Here is a 20103-nt window from a genome sequence, read left to right as displayed (position 1 = left end):
ATGGGGAAAACCGCATTTTTGTTTCCGGGACAAGGCTCCCAGTTTCCAGGAATGGGAAAAGAACTGGCAGAAGAGTTCAGTGCAGCTGCAGACGTGTTTCAGAAAGCGGATGAAGTCCTAGAGTTTCCTTTGTCTGATCTAATCTTTAGCGGGCCTGAAGATGAATTGAGAAAAACGGAGAACACACAGCCTGCCCTTCTTACAGTCAGCACAGCAGTCTTTACTTTGCTCAAGCAGCACGGGGTTTCATTCGATTATGCAGCCGGGCACAGTTTAGGCGAATATTCAGCTCTTGTAGCTGCTGAAAGCCTGTCCTTTGAAGATGCTGTCTATTGTGTCCGCCAGCGCGGGAAGTATATGGAAGAAGCAGTTCCGGCTGGGCTCGGTACAATGGCAGCCATACTTGGAATGGAGCAGCAAGCTCTTGAGCAGATCACATCAGCTGTGACTGCAGATGGGAAACCGGTACAGGTCGCGAACTTGAACTGTCCGGGGCAGATTGTTATTTCCGGCAGCACGGAAGGTGTTGAGCAGGCATCGCACGCTGCGAAGGAACAAGGAGCGAAGGTCATTCCTCTTCAGGTGAGCGGACCTTTCCATTCTGTACTGATGAAGCCTGCTGCAGAAAAACTGCAACAGACTTTAAATAAGATTTCAATTGCAGATGCATCAGCTGAGGTGATCGCCAACGTGACGGCAAAACCGGTGACAAATAAAGAGCAGATCAAGAGTCTTCTCGTTGAACAGCTGTATTCACCTGTACGCTGGGAAGAGACGATCAGAGAACTGATGGAGCTTGGTGTGGATACTTTTGTTGAAGCGGGGCCTGGAAAAGTGCTAAGCGGACTCGTTAAAAAGGTAAACAGGCGGGCGAACGTTATTGCTGTTTCAGACCCAGCTTCTCTTGCAGCAGCCGTGGAAAAACTGAAAGGAGAGAAAGAGCATGCTTAATGGAAAAAGTGTTCTTGTAACAGGAGCTTCAAGAGGAATCGGACGTTCGATCGCCCTCTATCTTGCGCAAAAGGGAGCAAAGGTAGCAGTCAATTTTTCAGGCAGTGAAGCGAAGGCAAATGAGGTCGTTAAAGAGATTCAGAATGCCGGCGGGGAAGCTTTTGCGGTACAGGCTGATGTTTCGAACGGCGAATCTGTAACAAACATGGTCAAACAGGTGATCGAAACGTTCGGGTCGCTTGACGTGCTGGTGAATAATGCAGGAATCACAAGGGATAACCTGATGATGCGCATGAAGGAAGAAGACTGGGATGCTGTCATGAACACCAACTTAAAAGGAGTGTTCCTCTGCACGAAGGCAGTGACACGGCAGATGATGAAGCAGCGCAGCGGGAGGATCATCAATATCGCTTCCATTGTCGGTGTTTCAGGAAATCCTGGACAAGCGAATTATGTTGCAGCTAAAGCTGGCGTAATCGGGCTCACCAAAACCACGGCAAAAGAGCTGTCAAGCCGCGGGATTACTGCAAATGCTGTTGCTCCTGGTTTTATTGAGACAGAAATGACAGAAGTGCTTGAAGAGAATGTAAAGCAGGAAATGATGAAGGTTATTCCGCTTTCGCGCTTCGGCCAGACAGATGATGTAGCTGCTGCAGTTGCTTTTCTTGCCAGTGATGAGAGCGGATATATTACCGGGCAGACGCTACATGTTGACGGCGGAATGGTCATGTAGCATGTCCTAATTGTACGCTGGTTTTTTGCTGGCTTATCCATTATAATGATGAAAGGAGGTGACACATATGGCAGACGTTTTAGAAAGAGTTTCAAAGATTGTCGTTGACCGTTTAGGTGTTGACGCTTCTGAAGTTAAGCCTGAAGCTTCCTTTAAAGAGGACCTTGGAGCTGACTCTCTTGATGTAGTGGAACTTGTGATGGAGCTTGAGGATGAGTTTGAACTTGAGATTTCCGATGAAGATGCTGAAAAAATTGCAACAGTTGGTGATGTTGTAAATTACATAAACAGCAAAAACTAACAAGAAGATTATTGAAAAGTCCCGTATCCTTACGGGACTTTATTCCACTTTAGGATACTTTTTAACATTGAAGAAAAATCGTCGCAGTTAAAAAGTTAACGAACAAAGTGCAAGTGCAACTAAGGCTGACTTAAGGCTTGGCGTCAGCCAAGTTTTCTTTATGAATAATGGGGAACATTGAAAGCTTTTGGGAGGAAGACATGAACGTGCATAAAAAAGGATATAGAAACCGCTTTAAGCCCTCATCCAAAAAAGGAATGGATGATAAAACCAGAGTTCAGAAAGTTGCCCCCCTGCAGGAACGGATCAATATTTCTTTTTCCAATCCAAAGCTTTTGGCTCAGGCATTTACCCATTCATCATATGTGAATGAGCATCGCGGCAAAGCTCATGAGGATAACGAGAGACTGGAGTTTTTAGGAGATGCAGTACTGGAACTGACGATTTCTCAGTACTTGTTCACTAAGTTTCCTTCTATGAGCGAAGGCGAACTGACCAAGCTCCGTGCGGCCATAGTTTGTGAGCCGTCTCTTGTATTGTTTGCTAATGAGCTGCATTTTGGTGACTTTGTTTTGCTTGGAAAAGGGGAAGAGAATACTGGAGGCAGGACACGTCCAGCTCTTCTAGCCGATGTCTTTGAAGCATTTATCGGCGCTCTTTACCTTGATCAGGGTATAGAGAAAGTACGTGAGTTTCTAGACAGCCACGTCGTCCCTAAAATAAATGAAGGTGCTTTTTCTCATGTGATGGATTTCAAGAGCCAGCTTCAGGAACATGTACAAAGAGAAGGCCTCGGCCAGATCGATTATCGCATCGTCCAGGAAAAAGGCCCGGCCCACAACCGTGAATTTGTCTCTGAAGTCAGGCTGAACGAACAGTCTTTTGGGATTGGTTACGGCCGTTCAAAAAAAGAGGCGGAACAGCATGCCGCGCAGGAAGCAATTGAAAAAATCGTGCAAAAGCCATAAAAAACAGCCTCTGCCAATATTGGCAGAGGCTGTTTTGTTGATGATGGATTACTTTGTTTTCATGCTGCCGAGCTCAGATACGATGCCTTCAAGATCGCGCACGCTGAAAGATTTCATCTTCATCACCATGTCGTACAATTCTTTAATGTCATCATACTTGTCAAGAGAATAGTCGGACCCTTGAATAAGGCCGGAGTTGACGAGCTGAAGCTTCTTTTTCATTGATTCAATCATATAATCTAAATTTTCTTCGTTTTTTGCGGTTAAGTCCATGATGGAAACCTCTTTCATCTGAAATTATATTCATTCTAGCATACTGAAGCTGATGTGCCTACGATAAGAAGAAATGTGATAGAATAAAAAGGTTAAAATACATAAGGGGGATTTTGAATGTTCCTCAAACGGTTAGACGTAGCAGGATTCAAATCATTTGCGGATAAAATACAAGTGGATTTTGTGCCCGGTGTAACTGCAGTGGTTGGTCCGAACGGCAGCGGGAAGAGCAATATTTCTGATGCTGTAAGGTGGGTGCTGGGCGAACAGTCCGCCAAATCACTGCGCGGATCAAAGATGGAAGATATTATTTTTGCCGGAAGCGACGGCAGAAAACAGCTGAATGTGGCAGAGGTGACACTGACGCTTGATAACGAAGATCAGCATCTGCCGCTTGAATATAGTGAAGTTTCTGTCACAAGAAGAGTTTACCGTTCAGGTGACAGTGAGTATTTAATTAACAAGCAGCCTTGCAGGCTGAAGGATATCGTTGACCTGTTTATGGACTCTGGACTTGGTCGGGAAGCCTATTCTATTATCGGCCAAGGACGTATTGAAGAAATTTTAAGCAGCAAACCAGAAGAGCGGAGAAAAATATTTGAAGAAGCAGCAGGCGTCTTAAAATATAAAACCCGTAAACAAAAGGCTGAACAGAAGCTATCGGAAACGCAAGATAACCTTAACCGGGTGGAGGACATCCTCCATGAGCTCGAAAACCAGGTAGAGCCTTTAAAAATTCAGGCGAGCATGGCGAAAGATTATCTTGAAAAGAAAGAAGAGCTCACCGAAATCGAAACTGCACTGCTTGTCCATGAAATCGAGGAGCTGCACATCAAATGGGAACAGCAGTCAGTACTAGTCGATGAACTGAAGGAAAAAGAGAAATCTGCCAGCTCCTTTGTAAAAGAAGGAGAAGCTTTAATTGAGGCAACCCGAACAGAGATGCAGCAGCTCGACGAATCGATTAACGAGATTCAAGAAGCGCTCCTCTCTGCAAGTGAATCGCTTGAAAAGCTTGAAGGCAAACGGGAAGTACTGAAAGAGCGCAAACGGAACTATGACCAGAACAAAAATGCGATGATTCAGCAGATCAAAGACTATAAGAACAAGCAGGATGCTTTGAGAACCAGCATTGAAAGCGGACGACAAGTGCTCGATGAGAGAAAGAAAATACTCTTGGCAACTCAGGAAGAACTGAGAATTCAGCAAAAGAGGCTTGTTTTCTCTGAAAAGAACATTGAGGAAGAGATGGAGCGCCTTAAAAGTGATTATTTTGAGAAGCTGAACGAACAGACATCGGTCAAGAACGAAATGCGTTATCTTGAAGAACAGCTGAAGCTGCAGTTAAATAAGAATGGCAGGCTTGATGAAGAAAATGCTCAGTTTACAACATTGCGCGAAGAGGTTGTGAGCAAAAAAGCAGAGGTGCTGAAGAATTGCCAGTCATCTGAAGAGCAGCTTAAAGAAAAGATGGAAGCCTTTCAGACACTGAAATCTTTGATATCAAAGCGGGAAAAAGAGTATGACACCAGCCAGCAGAAACTTTATCAAGCATATCAATATATTCAGCAGTATCGTTCCAAGAAAGAAATGCTCGAATCGATGCAGGATGATTATGCCGGTTTTATGCAGGGTGTCAAGGAAGTTCTTAAAGCAAAGGACAAGAAGCTTAGCGGCATAGAAGGAGCTGTAGCGGAGCTTGTCAATGTCCCTGCAGATCTTGAAACAGCCATCGAAACGGCTCTTGGAGCATCGATGCAGCACGTTGTGACAGACAATGAACAAAGCGCAATGAAGGCGATCCAATATTTAAAGCAGCACCGTTTTGGAAGAGCCACGTTCCTGCCGCTTTCGGTGATAAAAGAACGTTTCGTTTCATCTGCTGATGAAACGAATGCAGCAAGCTCATCTTCATTTGTCGGTACAGCAGCCAATCTGGTTAGCTTTGACGTCAAATATAAAAAGGTTATTGCCAGCCTTCTCGGCAATGTAATTATCGCGAAAAACCTTCAAGGTGCCAATGAGATCGCAAAGCTGGTGCATTACCGTTACAGAATCGTCACTTTAGAGGGTGATGTGGTCAGTCCCGGCGGTTCAATGACTGGGGGAAGCATCAAACAGAAAAACAACTCTTTGTTAGGAAGACAGCGGGAGTTGGAAGAGCTTACTGAAAAGCTAAGTGTGATGGAATCACAGACGTTCGGTGCAGAAGAAAAAGTTAAAAAGCAAAAAACGGAGCTGGAATCAGCACGATCAGAACTTGAAATGCTTAGAGAAGAAGGGGAACAGCTTCGTTTTGAGGAAAACGAACGCAAATCCAGGTTAAGAGAAATTGAGCTCGAGGAAAAAACACTCAATGAAAGGCTCAAGCTCTATGACCGGGAAAAAGAATCTTTTGCCACCGAGAAGAAAGGGGCCGAAGATAGGCTTCGCTTCTTACAGAATGAACTGGCTGTATCCATAAAAGCAGTGAAAGAGCTTGATGTTCAAATTCAAGAGCTCTCCGAACAGAAGAAACAACAGCAGTCATCATTTGCTCAAACACAGGAGACCGTTACAGCATTAAAAGTAAAATGTGCCGAGCTTGAACAGCAAATGCTCAGTCAGCTAGAAAAAGTAGACCGCCTTGAGGATGAGAGCAAAAATAATGAAGCACAGCTGAAAGAAACAGAAGAGGATTTTTGGATGCTGGAGGAAGAAATGAACTCTAATTCTTCAGGCGAGGACTATCTTGAAAAGCAGATTCAGCAAAAGCGCCATGAAAAGCATGGCTCATTAACACTTATTTCTGAACGGCGCAAAGATCGATTGGAAAAACTGCAGATTGTAGAGGAAAATGAAAGCGGCTTGAAAGAGGCGAAAAGGCAGCTGAAGCAGCTGAGTGAAGGTTTGAAAACAGAAGAAATCAGTCTTAACCGTCTTGATGTCGAGCTAGAAAACAGGCTCAATATTCTAAGTGCTGAGTACAGTCTTTCGTTCGAAGGAGCTAAGAGCCAGCATATTCTTACGATTCCGGCAAAAGAAGCACGGAAAAAAGTAAAGCTAATTAAGCTGTCAATCGCCGAATTGGGAAGCGTGAATCTTGGGGCGATCGAGGAGTACGACAGGGTCAAGGAGCGTTTTGAATTCCTGACTTCTCAGCGTGATGATCTGAATGAAGCGAAAGAAACACTGTACGGCGTCATTTCTGAGATGGATGAAGAGATGAAAAAGCGATTTGAGGAATCTTTTACACAAATACGGTCTCATTTTGGCGTCATTTTCAGCGAACTGTTCGGCGGCGGTAAAGCAGATCTTGTCCTGACTCAGCCGGAAAATATGCTGGCGACTGGAGTGGATATCTTCGCCCAGCCACCAGGCAAAAAGCTTCAGCATCTCGCTCTGTTATCTGGAGGCGAGAGAGCACTTACTGCCATAGCCCTTCTGTTTGCTATCCTAAAAGTAAGACCTGTTCCATTCTGCATCCTCGACGAAGTAGAAGCTGCACTTGATGATGCGAATGTAAACAGATTTGCAACTTACTTGAAGCTGTTTAGCAAGGAAACACAGTTTATTGTAGTAACACACAGAAAAGGTACGATGGAAGAAGCAGACGTACTGTATGGAGTGACAATGCAGGAATCCGGCATTTCCAAACTCGTTTCAGTAAAGCTGGAAGAAACGAGAGAACTCGTCCCATCGTGATAGGAGGATAACATGAGTTTTTTTAAACGGATAAAAGACAAATTAACGGGCCAGTCAGAAGCGGTATCTGAAAAATTCCGCACAGGGCTCGAAAAGACACGTACTTCTTTTACTTCAAAGGTAAATGACCTTGTGAAGCGATACCGTAAAGTGGATGAGGATTTCTTCGAGGAGCTGGAGGAAATTATGATCAGCGCTGATGTCGGGGTGCATACGGTGCTTGACATCATCGATGAGCTTAAAGATGTTGCTCGTACAAGAAATATACAAGATCCTGCGGAACTGAAATCCGCAATTTCTGAAAAACTGGCGCAGATGCTACATAAAGAGGGTAACGATGGTTCATTGAACATTCAGAGCAGCGGCATGACCGTTATCCTTTTTGTAGGGGTAAACGGAGTCGGAAAAACGACGACGATTGGAAAGCTGGCACATCAGCTGAAAAACGATGGAAAAAGTGTTCTGCTTGCAGCAGGTGATACTTTTAGGGCGGGAGCCATCGATCAGCTTGAAGTGTGGGGCCAGCGAGCTGATGTAGACGTGATAAAGCATCAGGAAGGTGCTGATCCGGCTGCTGTCGTCTATGACAGCATTAAGGCAGCAAAAGCACGCGGAGTAGATGTTTTATTATGTGATACAGCCGGCCGTCTTCAAAACAAAGTTAATTTAATGAATGAGCTTGAGAAAGTTAAGCGCGTCATCCAGCGTGAAGTACCAGGAGCACCTCACGAAGTACTTCTTGTCGTGGATGCGACAACTGGTCAAAACGCGATGAATCAGGCTAAAACCTTCGGCCAGTCAACAGATGTTACCGGTCTTGTGCTTACAAAACTTGATGGAACGGCTAAAGGGGGGATCGTGCTCGCGATCCGTCATGAGCTCGACATTCCAGTCAAACTCGTCGGTCTCGGTGAAAAAATTGACGATCTGCAGCCGTTTGATCCGGACCAGTTCGTTTATGGCTTGTTCTCGTTCAATGAGGACGAGGAACAAAATTAACTCATTCAAAAACAACCGAGAAGCAGCCGCTTTTTCGGTTGTTTTTTTCTGCTTTTTTTGTCAGAATTCAGAGAAGAAGCTGCCGCTTCAGGCACACGCGGGCTCAGCACCTAGAGCGCAGATCACCAGCGCCAGACTGGTTAGTAAAGAATTTTTCTTCAATGCTCTCCTAAGCGCGCTTAAAGTATCCTTCTCATGCTGCTTTGTTCTTGGATTGATGTCGCTCATTGGCAGTTATGGTTGATTGGTTTTTGCGACAAGAAAAAAACTTGACATGTGATAAACCGGATAGTATATTGTATACGTAAAGGCTTTTCACTTAACAAGGGGTGACTCGGCATGCTTGATAAAACAATGCGCATTAACTATTTGTTTGACTTCTATCAATCATTGCTGACGCCTAAGCAAAAGAACTATATGTTTCTTTATTACCTGGACGATTATTCGCTTGGGGAAATCGCGGAACAGTATGAGGTCAGCCGTCAGGCCGTGTATGATAATATAAAGCGTACAGAGGCGATGCTGGAGGAATACGAAGAAAAGCTTGGACTTTTCTCAAAGTCTCAGGAACGCGACCAGCTGCTGAAGGAATTGAAGAAGCTGATCGGCGATAACTCTGAAGAAATCTCCGCGATCATTGATCGCCTTGACAAAATGGAATAGGGGGCGATTCATTATATGGCTTTTGAAGGATTAGCAGACCGTCTTCAAAGCACATTGCAGAAAATCCGCGGAAAAGGGAAAGTAGAAGAAGCGGATGTTAAAGTGATGATGCGTGAAGTGAGGCTCGCCTTACTTGAAGCGGACGTTAATTTCAAAGTGGTAAAAGACTTCATTAAGAAGGTTTCGGAACGTGCGGTAGGACAGGAAGTGCTAAAAAGCCTGACGCCGGGCCAGCAGGTTGTAAAAGTTGTTAATGAGGAACTTACTGCGCTTCTAGGCGGTGAGCAGAGCAAAATTGCCGTGAGCAGCCGTCCGCCAACCGTTGTCATGATGGTCGGGCTGCAAGGTGCTGGTAAGACTACCACATCTGGAAAGCTTGCCAACCACTTAAGAAAGAAACAGAATAAGAAACCGCTCATGGCAGCTGCTGATATTTATCGTCCAGCCGCTATTAAGCAGCTTGAGACACTCGGCAAGCAGCTGGACATGCCGGTTTTCTCACTCGGTGACCAGATTAGTCCGGTCGAGATTGCCAAACAGGCTGTCCAAAAGGCTAAAGAAGACCATAACGATTATGTTTTCATCGATACTGCAGGACGTCTGCATATAGATGAGAACCTTATGGGAGAATTGAAGCAGGTTAAGGAAGCTGTTAAGCCTGATGAAATTCTTCTTGTTGTGGATTCGATGACTGGACAGGATGCAGTGAATGTCGCTGAAAGCTTCAACGAACAGCTCGGCTTGACTGGGGTGATTCTGACAAAGCTTGATGGCGATACTCGAGGAGGAGCTGCGCTCTCCATTAAAGCCGTAACAGGTCTTCCGATCAAGTTTGTCGGACTTGGAGAAAAGATGGATGCAATTGAGCCGTTCCATCCGGACCGTATGGCTTCCCGTATACTCGGCATGGGTGATGTACTGACTCTTATCGAAAAGGCTCAAGTTACAGTCGACGATGAGAAGGCAAAAGAACTGCAGAAAAAAATGCGGGACATGAGCTTTACCTTCGATGACTTTCTCGAGCAGATGGGCCAAGTCAAGAAGATGGGCCCTCTTGATGAGATACTTGGCATGCTCCCTGGTGCCAATAAGATGAAAGGCCTGAAAAACGTGCAGATCGATGATAAGCAGATCAGCCACGTGGAGGCCATCATCCAGTCGATGACGAAGTATGAGCGTGAACAGCCAGAAGTGATCAACGCAAGCCGCAAGAAACGGATTGCGAAAGGCTCAGGCCGTCCGATTCAAGAAGTCAACAGACTGCTTAAACAATTTGAGGACATGAAGAAAATGATGAAACAAATGTCCGGCATGATGAAAGGGAAGAAAAAAGGCGGTATGAAATTCCCTTTTATGTAACAGAATTTTCAGGTTTACAAACCTGTCAATTTATACTATTATATTATTTTGTGTGAACTATTTTCGGAGGTGTATTTTTAAATGGCAGTTAAAATTCGTTTAAAGCGTATGGGTGCTCATAAAGCTCCTTTCTATCGTGTAGTAGTAGCAGATTCTCGTTCTCCTCGTGACGGACGTTTCATTGAAGAAATCGGATACTACAATCCAGTAACAGTACCAGCAGAAGTAAAGATCAACGAAGAGAAAGCTCTTCAGTGGATGCAGAACGGCGCTAAGCCTTCTGACACTGTACGCAACCTTTTCTCTAAAGCTGGTTTGATGGAAAAGTTCCACAACGCAAAAAACCAAAAATAATTTGGACTGAGGAGAACTGTGATGACAGAGTTGATCGAAACGATTGTTAAAGCTCTAGTTGATCATCCAGAAGAAGTCAGCGTCAGAGAAGTAGAAGAAGGCAGCAAGCTTGTCTATCAGCTTACCGTTCATGCATCCGATATGGGAAAAGTGATCGGCAAGCAAGGGCGTGTTGCCAAAGCGATTCGTACTGTAGTGAATGCTGCAGGCACAAATCACAATAAAAGGATTTCGCTTGAAATCGTTTAAAAGGGATGAGGCCTGCCTCCTCCCTTTTTTCTTATGTAAGAAAGAATACGGCGGCGATAAATACAAACCTTAAGAGAACAATCAATAAAAAGAAGGCGGAGTGAGTACATGACAGAATGGCTGAACGTAGGTAAAATCGTCAACACGCACGGCATCCGCGGCGAGGTCCGCGTTATTTCAAGAACAGATTTTCCTGAGGAACGCTATAAAAAAGGAAAGACATTGTTCGTGGCAAAAGAAAACGGCGATATGGCTCCAGTGACTATATCAGCGCACCGTAAGCACAAGCAGTTTGATCTTCTGACATTTGAAGGGCATCCAAACATCAATGATGTTGAACCATTTAAAGGCCTGCTGCTGAAGGTTCCTGCAAGTGAAGAAGTAGAACTTGAGGAAGGAGAATTCTTCTATCATCAAATAATCGGCTGCAGTGTTTTTACTGATGAAGGGGAAGAACTTGGCAAGATTAAAGAAATCCTGTCACCAGGTGCAAATGATGTGTGGGTTGTGAAGCGGAAAGGCTTTGGAAAAGACATTTTGATTCCTTATATTCCGTCAGTTGTTAAATCGGTCGATGTTCAAGAACAGAAAGTCGTCATCACATTGCTGGAAGGCCTTCTGTAAAAATGAAATTCGATATTTTGACACTGTTCCCTGAAATGTTTTCAGGTGTTCTTCATTCTTCCATCTTAAAAAAGGCACAGGAAAAAGGCGCTGTCTCGTTTTCGGTCACAGATTTCCGCGATTACGCAGAAAACAAACACCGCAGGGTGGATGACTACCCTTATGGCGGCGGTGCGGGAATGGTCCTTGCTCCACAGCCGATATTTGATGCTGCAGCAGCAATATCCGAAAAAAGAGAGAGCGCAAAAAAGCCGCGCATCGTGCTTATGTGCCCGCAGGGAGAACGATTCTCGCAAAAAAAAGCGGAGGAACTTGCGCGAGAAGATCATCTGATTATTATTTGCGGCCATTATGAAGGCTATGATGAAAGAATCCGTCAGCATCTTGCTACAGATGAAATCTCGATAGGGGACTATGTCCTGACTGGCGGGGAGCTCGGTGCGATGGTTGTCGTGGACGCTGTAACTAGACTCCTTCCTGAAGTGCTAGGGAATGAAGAATCTCATAAGCAGGATTCGTTTTCCACAGGGATGCTTGAGCATCCGCATTATACTAGGCCAGCTGATTTCAGGGGATTGAAAGTGCCTGATGTTCTGCAGTCAGGAAACCACGCTTTAATTGAGGAATGGAGAAATAAAGAATCGCTTAAAAGAACATATGAAAGAAGACCGGATTTACTGGCAGATAAGCAGCTGTCTGACAAAGAGAAAGATTGGCTATCGAAGTGGAAGAAAGACGAATAAATTCGTAATGCTTTCTTGCCATCAATGAGATAAATATGCTATTATATTCTTTGTGGCTTATGCTGCATTATTCCGGTGTTCCGCTGCTTTTTTATGTTAGCATGAACATCTGTTGAAAAGGAGGCAATAACTATGCAACAGCTTATTGCAGATCTAGCGAAAGAACAGTTAAAGAACGATCTTCCTGCTTTCCGTTCAGGTGACACAGTTCGTGTACACGTGAAAGTAATCGAGGGAACTCGTGAGCGTATCCAGCTTTTTGAGGGCGTTGTTATCAAGAAGCGCGGTTCAGGAATCTCTGAAACGTTTACTGTTCGTAAAGTATCTTACGGTGTTGGTGTGGAGCGTGCGTTCCCATTACATTCACCTAAGATCGCAAACCTTGAAGTTGTCCGCCGTGGTAAAGTTCGCCGTGCGAAGCTATACTACCTACGTGCACTTCGCGGTAAAGCAGCTCGTATTAAAGAAATTCGTTAATAATTTTTCAAAAAAGGAGCTTGACTTTTTCAAGCTCCTTTTTCCATATTAAAGATCATACATATACTTGGCGTAAGTGAGGAAAAGTTATGACACGAAAGAAAAATGAGACTTGGGAATGGATTAAAGCTTTGGCTGCTGCGCTGCTGCTTGCCGGTATCATCCGTTTCTTCCTATTTGCACCTATCGTTGTTGACGGCCAGTCTATGATGCCGACACTTCATCATCAAGACCGTCTAGTAGTCAATAAATTAAGCTATGTAATAGGAGAGCCTGACCGTTTTGACATTGTCGTTTTCAAGGCCACAGAGGAAAAAGATTATATAAAACGCGTAATCGGACTTCCCGGTGACAGAATCAAATATAAAAATGACGTGCTTTACGTCAACGACAAGAAAGTTAATGAAGAATATTTGAAGCCGTATAAAGAGAAAACAAAAGACGGAAACTTAACGTATGATTTCACGCTGTATGAAGTAACCGCTGAAAAGAAAGTGCCGGAAGGGGAACTTTTCGTCCTTGGTGACAATCGCCGCAACAGCAGTGACAGCCGAAATATCGGAACAGTCAAGATCGATGACATCATCGGAAAAGCGTCGTTCCAATTTTGGCCTCTTTCAGATATCGGCTTTGTAAAGTAAAGAAGGTGGATGCATGACCATTCAATGGTTCCCCGGCCATATGGCGAAGGCGCGCCGGGAAATTACAGAAAAACTAAAGATGATCGATGTCGTGTTCGAACTTGTAGATGCAAGAATTCCTCTTGCTTCAAGGAATCCTATGATCGACCAGATTATCGGAAACAAGCCAAGGCTCCTGCTTCTCAACAAAGCAGATATGGCCGATCCGGAAATCACGAAATCCTGGGAAAAATATTTTAAAGAAAAAGGAATCCCTTCTCTTGCCTTAAATTCTAGAACAGGAAAAGGTGTCGAAAAGATCGAGGCTGCGGCGAAAGAGCTTGTAAAAGAGAAGTTTGACAAGATGAGGGCCAAGGGCATTGTTCAGCCGCGGGCAGTGAGAGCGCTGATCGTCGGGATCCCAAACGTCGGAAAGTCCACTCTTATTAACCGGATGGCGGGTAAAAACATTGCTGTAACAGGAGATAAGCCTGGTGTTACAAAAAAACAGCAATGGATCAAATGCGGAAAATCATTAGAATTGCTCGATACACCGGGAATATTGTGGCCAAAGTTTGAGGACGAAACGATCGGCAGAAAACTGGCCGTAACAGGCGCGATTAAAGAAACACTGTTCGACTTCAGCGATGTTATTCTTTTTACGCTTTCTTATTTAAAAGAGACATATCCTGCAAGACTCAAGGAACGCTACAATATTGAACAATTTCCTGACGAGCCTGTCGATTTGTTCGCAGAGATCGGGAAGCGCAGAGGCTGCCTCGTCTCAGGCGGAGAAATCGATTTTGACAGGGCAGCGGAATTGATACTGCGTGATTTGAGAGCAGAGAAGCTAGGACGCCTGACGTTTGAGAAGCCGGAAGAATAAATGTGGATAAAAAAGGCGGGCCATTCTTTTATGGCTTGCCTTTTTTACTGTTACCGCCGGCCAAGTTGTCTTTATTTGCTTTATAATAAATTCATAGAACCGATATTAATATTAACCATGATGGAGTACATATATGAAAACTGAAAGCGTCAAATCGATCGAAGTAATATTGAAGACTGCAGGTATAGATGAAACAAAGCTGCTGATTCAGCAGTATGAAAGTGATGAACGCGCAGGTGTTCAGAGCCTGCTGGATCGTTTTAAGAGAAGAATTAAAAAAGAAGAAGCAGAATTGAGAAGACTGGATGAAATGAGTTTGTTTGAAAAAGGTTGCCTCAGCCGCGGAGAGGAGCTTATTGCGGGCGTCGACGAAGTAGGCAGAGGTCCGCTTGCCGGTCCTGTAGTCGCCGCTGCGGTCATCCTTCCTGCAGGATGGGCGCCGAGAGGGATCAACGATTCTAAGAAGGTCAGTGAAAAAATGCGGGACAAGCTGTATAGCCAGATCATGGACAATGCAATTAGTGTCTCGGTTTCTATGATCTCACCGCCTGAAATTGACCGTATTAATATATACCAAGCCTCAAAAGCAGCAATGGTAGAAGCGGTTGAAGGGCTCTCTGTAACCCCTCACCATGTACTCATTGATGCTATGACAATAGATATCAATATCGCACAGACAAAGATTATAAAAGGCGATGAGAAAAGCATATCTATCGCTGCAGCATCCATTGTAGCGAAGGTGACAAGAGATCAATACATGAAAAAATTGCATGAAGACTATCCGCAGTACGGGTTTGCTAAAAATATGGGCTATGGGACAGCAGAGCATCTGCAAGGGCTAAAAGAGTATGGTCCGACGGAAGAACATAGAAAGTCTTTTGCGCCGGTGCAGGCATACAGCTCGTAAAATAAGGAGAGTGGCTGATATGATTCAGCTTTATGATTTGCTTGTAAACAGGTCACTTTCATCGTCTTTCTCAGGAATGATCACATTTAGGGAAGGGCAGCTGCTGACTGGGAAAATAACCGATCTGTTTCTTGATGGGACAGCTGCAGTTCAGCTGAAAAACGGTGTTTTTACTGCAAAGCTAGAAACAGCCCTTGAAAAAGGAAAAACATACGTGTTTGAAGTTGTGTCTGCTCGTTCGGGCGAACAGCCCGTGCTGAAATCATCTGACAGCCTGGCGCATGATAGAGACTGGCCAAAACTTCTGCAAAAAATGGAACTGAAAAATACAAGCGAACATTTGAGGGCGCTCTCATTTTTGGACGAAGAAGGGTTGCCGTTAACGAAAGGCCTTGTTACTGCCTCAGCTCTTTTAATGAAGCATTCCGATAACAGCGAACCTAAACTGGATAGAGCTGTTCTTCAAAAGCTTTCAGACCTTCAGCTGCAGCCATCTAAAGCTGTTGTTATGGGACTGAAGAATGCCATGCAAGGCACGCATATACAAGATGATATGCAAGTCCTTTTCGATACATTAAAAAACTCAGATTTACGCTTTCCTGCCGCATCCAAAACAGCAGCTTTACTCAAAGATTACCTTTTTTTGCAGCAAAGCGAAGAAAATCAAGAAAATCCGCAGATGAAAACACGCGTTCCATCTTCTATACAGCCAGTTGAAAACTTCACAGCAGCTGCTGGTGTTAAGGAAAGCAGCAGTTCGATGGAGCGCCCTGCTGAAAAACATCTTTTGCTTTCTGCAGGGGAAAAAAACGGACCAGCCTTGACTCAAGCCGTAAAAGAATTTTTTAAGCAAACGTTTGAACAATTTATTAAAACAAGCGGAATTCATCACGAACATCAGCTTTTAAAGCCCCTCCCGGATAAAGGGGATCCGGCAGATTCGCTTAAAATGGTCCTGCTCGCTCTCATCGAGGACAAGGAGGCGCCTCCAGCAGTCAAGATGCAGGCTGAACATCTTATTAGCAAAGTGACAGGACTGCAGCTGCTGAACATGCCGGCTCCTGCTGACCATTCACAGCAGATTTACATGCAGATACCGCTTCCCGAAGGTACATTTGCCAAGCACCTAAGCATCATTTGGGAAGGCAAAAAAAACAAGAATAATATATTAGATAAAGATTTCTGCCGGATTTGGCTGTGGCTTGAGCTCGAGGAACTTAAGCAGCTTGGAGTAGACATTAACGTACAGAACAAAGTGATGGCGATAACGTTCTTCAGCAGCTATCAAGGAATCGAGATTCTTGCTCAACATGCTGCTGAAGAATTAAAACCATACATGTCCGAAATGGGCTATCAGCTTAGCAGTGTATCGTTTAAACAGCATTCTGGGGCACAGCAGGCAGGCACGTTGTCTGAGAAAAATCAGCATCTCCGCACTCTGGATGTGAAAATATGAACAATGACCGCAACAAGTTAAAAGCAGTAGCGATGAAATATAAAAACGGCATGAACGAGGCTCCTGTAGTGATCGCAAAAGGAAACGGTGCAGCAGCTGAAAAAATCATGTCGATTGCTAAAGAGCATGATATTCCTGTGCAAAAAGACCCTTCCCTCGTTCATCTGCTTTCCAAGCTGGATATCTCAAGTCAGATTCCGCCAGAATTATTTGAGGCGGTAGCCGAAGTTTTTGCTTATATATATAAGCTTGATAAAGAAGCGAAAGAAAAAACATTAAAGAATTGATTTTGGGCATCCTAACTCTAAAAGGAGAGTGATTAAAAATGCCTAAAAACAAGCTTGACGTTGCAGGAGCGGAGCAGGCAGCAAACAGGTTCAAAGAAGAAATGGCTGAAGAATTCGGCATGTTCAGATCCTCGGCTGAGAGAGAAGCGATCACACCTAAAATCATAAAGGAAGAACGAGAAAATAGCGGGAAATGAAAGAATCTGCTGAAAAAGCTTTCGAAATTCAGTAAATGGAACAAGTAAAAGGGCAAGCGGCAGACAAAAGCCGCTTGTTTTTTTGTTTGCAAATTTGGATGCGCTTGCAATTTTCTGAAGAATGCTAGACAGTACAGGCATGTTTATATACAATGAGAACGGTAGTTTAAGTTTTTACCATGACAGGAGGATGGAGAGAGATATGAATATCCACGAATATCAAGGAAAAGAGCTTCTTAGAAAATATGGTGTGGCTGTTCCAAACGGAAAAGTAGCGTTTTCTGTTGAAGAAGCTGTAGAAGCCGCAAAAGAGCTCGGCAGTGCAGTGTCTGTCGTTAAAGCCCAAATCCATGCAGGCGGCCGCGGTAAAGCCGGTGGCGTTAAAGTGGCAAAAAGCTTAGATGAAGTGCAAACATACGCAAGCGAAATTCTAGGTAAAGTGCTTGTAACTCACCAGACAGGGCCAGAAGGCAAAGAAGTTAAGCGCTTACTTATCGAAGAAGGCTGCGATATTAAAAAAGAATACTATATCGGGCTTGTTCTAGACCGTGCGACTTCGCGCGTTGTCATGATGGGATCTGAAGAAGGCGGAACTGAGATTGAAGAGGTAGCAGAAGCTACTCCTGAAAAAATCTTCAAAGAAGTCATTGATCCGGCTATCGGTCTTCAGAGCTTCCAGGCACGCCGTTTAGCTTACAATATTAACATTCCTAAAGAACTCGTCAACAAAGCAGCAAAGTTTATGATCAGCCTATATACTGCTTTTGTTGAAAAAGACTGCTCGATTGCTGAAATCAACCCGTTAGTTGTAACAGGCGACGGCAATGTAATGGCACTTGATGCAAAATTAAACTTCGATTCAAATGCCCTTTATCGTCACCCGGATATTATGGAATACCGTGACCTTGAAGAGGAAGATCCAAAAGAGATCGAAGCTTCTAAATATGATCTTACGTATATCGCGTTAGACGGAAACATCGGCTGCATGGTTAATGGTGCAGGACTTGCTATGGCTACGATGGACATCATCAAGCATTACAGCGGCGATCCTGCCAACTTCCTTGACGTTGGAGGCGGTGCTACAACAGAGAAGGTAACAGAAGCATTCAAGATTATCTTGTCTGATAAAAACGTAAAAGGTATTTTCGTTAACATTTTCGGAGGCATCATGAAGTGTGATGTTATCGCGAACGGTGTTGTTGAGGCGACTAAACAGGTTGGTCTTGAGCTTCCGCTTGTCGTGCGTCTAGAAGGAACGAACGTTGAGCTAGGCAAGAAGATTCTTAAGGAATCCGGGTTAAACATTACAGCTGCCGATTCTATGGCTGACGGAGCAGAAAAGATCGTCGCATTAGTAAAGTAAAGCAGCAAACAAAGAATACGAGAAGGGTGGAGCATAGAGCATGAGTATTTTTATCAATAAAGATACAAAAGTTATCGTTCAAGGTATCACTGGCGCAGTTGGACTATTCCACGCGAAGCAGATGATTGAATACGGAACTCAGATCGTTGGTGGAGTAACACCTGGCAAAGGCGGAACTGAGGTAGAAGGCGTTCCTGTTTTTAATACAGTCGAAGAAGCAGTAAAAGCGACTGGTGCGAACGCATCGGTTATTTATGTGCCGCCTGCATTTGCTGCAGAAGCGATCGTTGAAGCTGTTGATGCTGGACTTGACCTTGCCATCTGTATTACAGAAGGTATTCCTGTCATGGACATGGTAAAAGTAAAGCGTTATATGGAAGGAAAGAAAACACGTCTAGTTGGACCGAACTGCCCGGGTGTTATCACGCCGGAAGAATGCAAGATCGGCATCATGCCTGGATATATCCACATGAAAGGCCACGTAGGTGTTGTTTCACGCTCCGGTACATTAACGTATGAAGCTGTTCACCAGCTTTCTCAAAATGGCATCGGCCAGTCGACTGCAGTAGGGATCGGTGGAGATCCGGTAAACGGAACAGATTTTATCGATGTTCTAAAAGCGTTTAACGAAGATGATGACACTTATGCTGTAATCATGATCGGCGAGATCGGCGGAACTGCAGAAGAAGAAGCGGCTGAATGGGTAAAAGCGAACATGAAGAAGCCTGTTGTCGGCTTCATCGGCGGAAAAACTGCGCCTCCAGGAAAGCGTATGGGCCATGCAGGAGCCATCATTTCCGGCGGCAAGGGCACAGCAGCTGAAAAGATCAAAACAATGGAAGCATGCGGCATTAAAGTGGCTGAGACACCATCAGTGATGGGCGAAACACTTATTTCAGTCCTTAAAGAACATGACATGCTCGACCGCTGCACAACACATAAAGCAAAGGCATAATCAGGCATAAGGAATTTCTGATGCTTTTGCATGATTTGGCAAAAGCTCCCTAGATGGGAGCTTTTGCTCTTATTTAAGCTTTTTTAAAGGAGGAAGCTGGTGATGGACCGTGAAAGATTATTCATACTTCATCAGTGTGAAGGCATAGGATGGAAGCGCATTTATCAAATGTTAAAGGCAGACCCAACTTTGGCGCAAATTTTTAAAATGAAAAGCCGTGAACTGTCTAACTTTTTTCAGCTTAGCGAAGCAGCCGCTGAAAAGCTCAGCCGACATCTTGCATCTTCTTCCTTTAAAAAGCTGTTTGATACATATAATAATGCGAACATCACGTTCATTGCGGCCGGAGATCCGGATTACCCTGTTATGCTTAAGAGTATTTTTGATCCGCCATGGGTAATATATGCCAAAGGGGATGTTGAATATTTTTCCAGAACATGCATAAGTGTGGTTGGAACGAGAAAACCGACACCGTACGGGATTAAAAGTACATCTCATCTTCTCCTGCCGCTCATCAGACAAGGCTGGACAACTGTGAGCGGGCTGGCTTCCGGAATAGATACCGCAGTTCATCGATTGTCATTAAGTGAGAAGCAGCCGACAATAGCTGTGCTAGGTCATGGACTTGGCATGGTTTATCCTGACAGTAATAAGTTTTTAGCTGACCAGATAGTCAAAAAGGGGATTTTGCTCTCTGAGTTCGCTTATCATAATAGGCCAAAAAAGTGGCAGTTTCCGATGCGGAACCGGATCATCAGCGGATTGAGTCCGGGAACTCTCATCATTGAGGCACAACAAAAAAGCGGTTCTCTTATAACAGCAGATCAGGCACTCGAGCAAGGAAGAGAAGTATTCGCTGTTCCTGGTTCCATACTTGAACCAAGCTGTTCAGGCACGAATACTCTAATTCAAAATGGTGCGAAATTAGTGGCGGATTTTACCGACATTGTAGCAGAATATCCTAAGGCATTCAGTGAAGCGTTTTCTTAAAGCGTTTGACAAATGAGGATACATTATTTAATAATAGGGAAGATTTTATTAAACCCTTAAAGGG

At 44.3% G+C, this 20103-nt stretch carries 23 protein-coding genes; 22 read left to right on the top strand and 1 reads right to left on the bottom strand.

The window, feature by feature from the left end:
* The 4 genes from fabD to rnc all read left to right on the top strand — a co-directional run bounded on the left by fabD (position 1) and on the right by rnc (position 2953).
* Positions 1-951, top strand: coding sequence for an ACP S-malonyltransferase (fabD, locus tag CGZ90_RS03015; RefSeq protein ID WP_094250848.1), 951 nt, complete (start codon positions 1-3; stop codon positions 949-951).
* Positions 944-1684, top strand: coding sequence for a 3-oxoacyl-[acyl-carrier-protein] reductase (fabG, locus tag CGZ90_RS03010; RefSeq protein WP_094250847.1), 741 nt, complete (start codon positions 944-946; stop codon positions 1682-1684). The genes fabD and fabG overlap by 8 nt, the downstream gene beginning before the upstream one ends.
* A 67-nt stretch (positions 1685-1751) precedes the next feature.
* Positions 1752-1985: an acyl carrier protein gene (acpP, locus tag CGZ90_RS03005; RefSeq protein WP_094250846.1), complete on the top strand. Its 234-nt coding sequence runs from the start codon at positions 1752-1754 to the stop codon at positions 1983-1985.
* Positions 1986-2242: 257 nt separating this feature from the next.
* Positions 2243-2953, top strand: coding sequence for a ribonuclease III (gene rnc, locus CGZ90_RS03000; RefSeq protein ID WP_240515371.1), 711 nt, complete (start codon positions 2243-2245; stop codon positions 2951-2953).
* Between the two features lie 48 nt (positions 2954-3001).
* On the opposite strand, the gene CGZ90_RS02995 is transcribed toward rnc, so the two are convergent.
* Complete coding sequence (locus CGZ90_RS02995) at positions 3002-3226, bottom strand: DUF1128 domain-containing protein (protein ID WP_094250844.1); 225 nt, start codon at positions 3224-3226, stop codon at positions 3002-3004.
* Between the two features lie 117 nt (positions 3227-3343).
* On the opposite strand from CGZ90_RS02995, the gene smc reads away from it, so the two are divergent.
* The 18 genes from smc to dprA all read left to right on the top strand — a co-directional run bounded on the left by smc (position 3344) and on the right by dprA (position 20039).
* Positions 3344-6910, top strand: coding sequence for a chromosome segregation protein SMC (gene smc / locus CGZ90_RS02990; RefSeq protein ID WP_094250843.1), 3567 nt, complete (start codon positions 3344-3346; stop codon positions 6908-6910).
* Between the two features lie 12 nt (positions 6911-6922).
* Complete coding sequence (ftsY, locus tag CGZ90_RS02985) at positions 6923-7909, top strand: signal recognition particle-docking protein FtsY (protein WP_094250842.1); 987 nt, start codon at positions 6923-6925, stop codon at positions 7907-7909.
* A gap of 339 nt (positions 7910-8248) precedes the next feature.
* On the top strand, positions 8249-8572 hold the full coding sequence (locus tag CGZ90_RS02980) for a putative DNA-binding protein (RefSeq protein WP_094250841.1): 324 nt from the start codon (positions 8249-8251) through the stop codon (positions 8570-8572).
* 15 nt (positions 8573-8587) lie between these two features.
* Positions 8588-9931, top strand: a complete 1344-nt coding sequence (ffh, locus tag CGZ90_RS02975; protein ID WP_094250840.1) for a signal recognition particle protein — start codon at positions 8588-8590, stop codon at positions 9929-9931.
* Positions 9932-10012: 81 nt separating this feature from the next.
* Complete coding sequence (gene rpsP, locus CGZ90_RS02970) at positions 10013-10285, top strand: 30S ribosomal protein S16 (RefSeq protein WP_094250839.1); 273 nt, start codon at positions 10013-10015, stop codon at positions 10283-10285.
* Between the two features lie 21 nt (positions 10286-10306).
* Positions 10307-10534, top strand: a complete 228-nt coding sequence (locus CGZ90_RS02965; RefSeq protein ID WP_094250838.1) for a KH domain-containing protein — start codon at positions 10307-10309, stop codon at positions 10532-10534.
* Positions 10535-10642: 108 nt separating this feature from the next.
* Positions 10643-11158 carry a ribosome maturation factor RimM gene (gene rimM / locus CGZ90_RS02960; protein WP_094250837.1) on the top strand — a complete coding sequence of 172 codons (516 nt, stop codon included), beginning with the start codon at positions 10643-10645 and terminating at the stop codon, positions 11156-11158.
* Between the two features lie 2 nt (positions 11159-11160).
* Entirely contained in the window at positions 11161-11901 is a 741-nt protein-coding gene (trmD, locus tag CGZ90_RS02955; RefSeq protein WP_094250836.1) for a tRNA (guanosine(37)-N1)-methyltransferase TrmD, read from the top strand.
* 132 nt (positions 11902-12033) lie between these two features.
* Positions 12034-12378 carry a 50S ribosomal protein L19 gene (rplS, locus tag CGZ90_RS02950; RefSeq protein ID WP_094250835.1) on the top strand — a complete coding sequence of 115 codons (345 nt, stop codon included), beginning with the start codon at positions 12034-12036 and terminating at the stop codon, positions 12376-12378.
* Between the two features lie 89 nt (positions 12379-12467).
* A complete protein-coding gene (lepB, locus tag CGZ90_RS02945; RefSeq protein ID WP_094250834.1) occupies positions 12468-13019 on the top strand; it encodes a signal peptidase I in 552 nt (183 codons plus the stop codon).
* 13 nt (positions 13020-13032) lie between these two features.
* A complete protein-coding gene (gene ylqF, locus CGZ90_RS02940; RefSeq protein WP_094250833.1) occupies positions 13033-13884 on the top strand; it encodes a ribosome biogenesis GTPase YlqF in 852 nt (283 codons plus the stop codon).
* 133 nt (positions 13885-14017) lie between these two features.
* Positions 14018-14791: a ribonuclease HII gene (locus tag CGZ90_RS02935; RefSeq protein WP_094250832.1), complete on the top strand. Its 774-nt coding sequence runs from the start codon at positions 14018-14020 to the stop codon at positions 14789-14791.
* Between the two features lie 19 nt (positions 14792-14810).
* Entirely contained in the window at positions 14811-16247 is a 1437-nt protein-coding gene (locus CGZ90_RS02930; protein ID WP_094250831.1) for a hypothetical protein, read from the top strand.
* The gene (locus CGZ90_RS02925) at positions 16244-16534 is read left to right on the top strand and encodes an EscU/YscU/HrcU family type III secretion system export apparatus switch protein (RefSeq protein ID WP_094250830.1); all 291 of its coding nucleotides are present in this window, start codon (positions 16244-16246) and stop codon (positions 16532-16534) included. The genes CGZ90_RS02930 and CGZ90_RS02925 overlap by 4 nt, the downstream gene beginning before the upstream one ends.
* Before the next feature lie 38 nt (positions 16535-16572).
* Positions 16573-16731, top strand: a complete 159-nt coding sequence (locus CGZ90_RS20610; RefSeq protein ID WP_165766747.1) for an alpha/beta-type small acid-soluble spore protein — start codon at positions 16573-16575, stop codon at positions 16729-16731.
* Positions 16732-16933: 202 nt separating this feature from the next.
* On the top strand, positions 16934-18094 hold the full coding sequence (gene sucC / locus CGZ90_RS02920; RefSeq protein ID WP_094250829.1) for an ADP-forming succinate--CoA ligase subunit beta: 1161 nt from the start codon (positions 16934-16936) through the stop codon (positions 18092-18094).
* A 40-nt stretch (positions 18095-18134) separates the two neighbouring features.
* Positions 18135-19049, top strand: coding sequence for a succinate--CoA ligase subunit alpha (sucD, locus tag CGZ90_RS02915; RefSeq protein ID WP_094250828.1), 915 nt, complete (start codon positions 18135-18137; stop codon positions 19047-19049).
* Positions 19050-19151: 102 nt separating this feature from the next.
* The gene (gene dprA, locus CGZ90_RS02910) at positions 19152-20039 is read left to right on the top strand and encodes a DNA-processing protein DprA (RefSeq protein WP_094250827.1); all 888 of its coding nucleotides are present in this window, start codon (positions 19152-19154) and stop codon (positions 20037-20039) included.
* Positions 20040-20103 lie beyond the last annotated feature (64 nt).

The sequence above is a fragment of the Fictibacillus aquaticus genome (assembly GCF_002245695.1).
Taxonomy (GTDB): Bacteria; Bacillota; Bacilli; order Bacillales; family Fictibacillaceae; genus Fictibacillus; species Fictibacillus aquaticus.
Note: the sequence above shows the minus strand (reverse complement) of the source record. Positions and strands in the feature narration are given on the sequence as shown.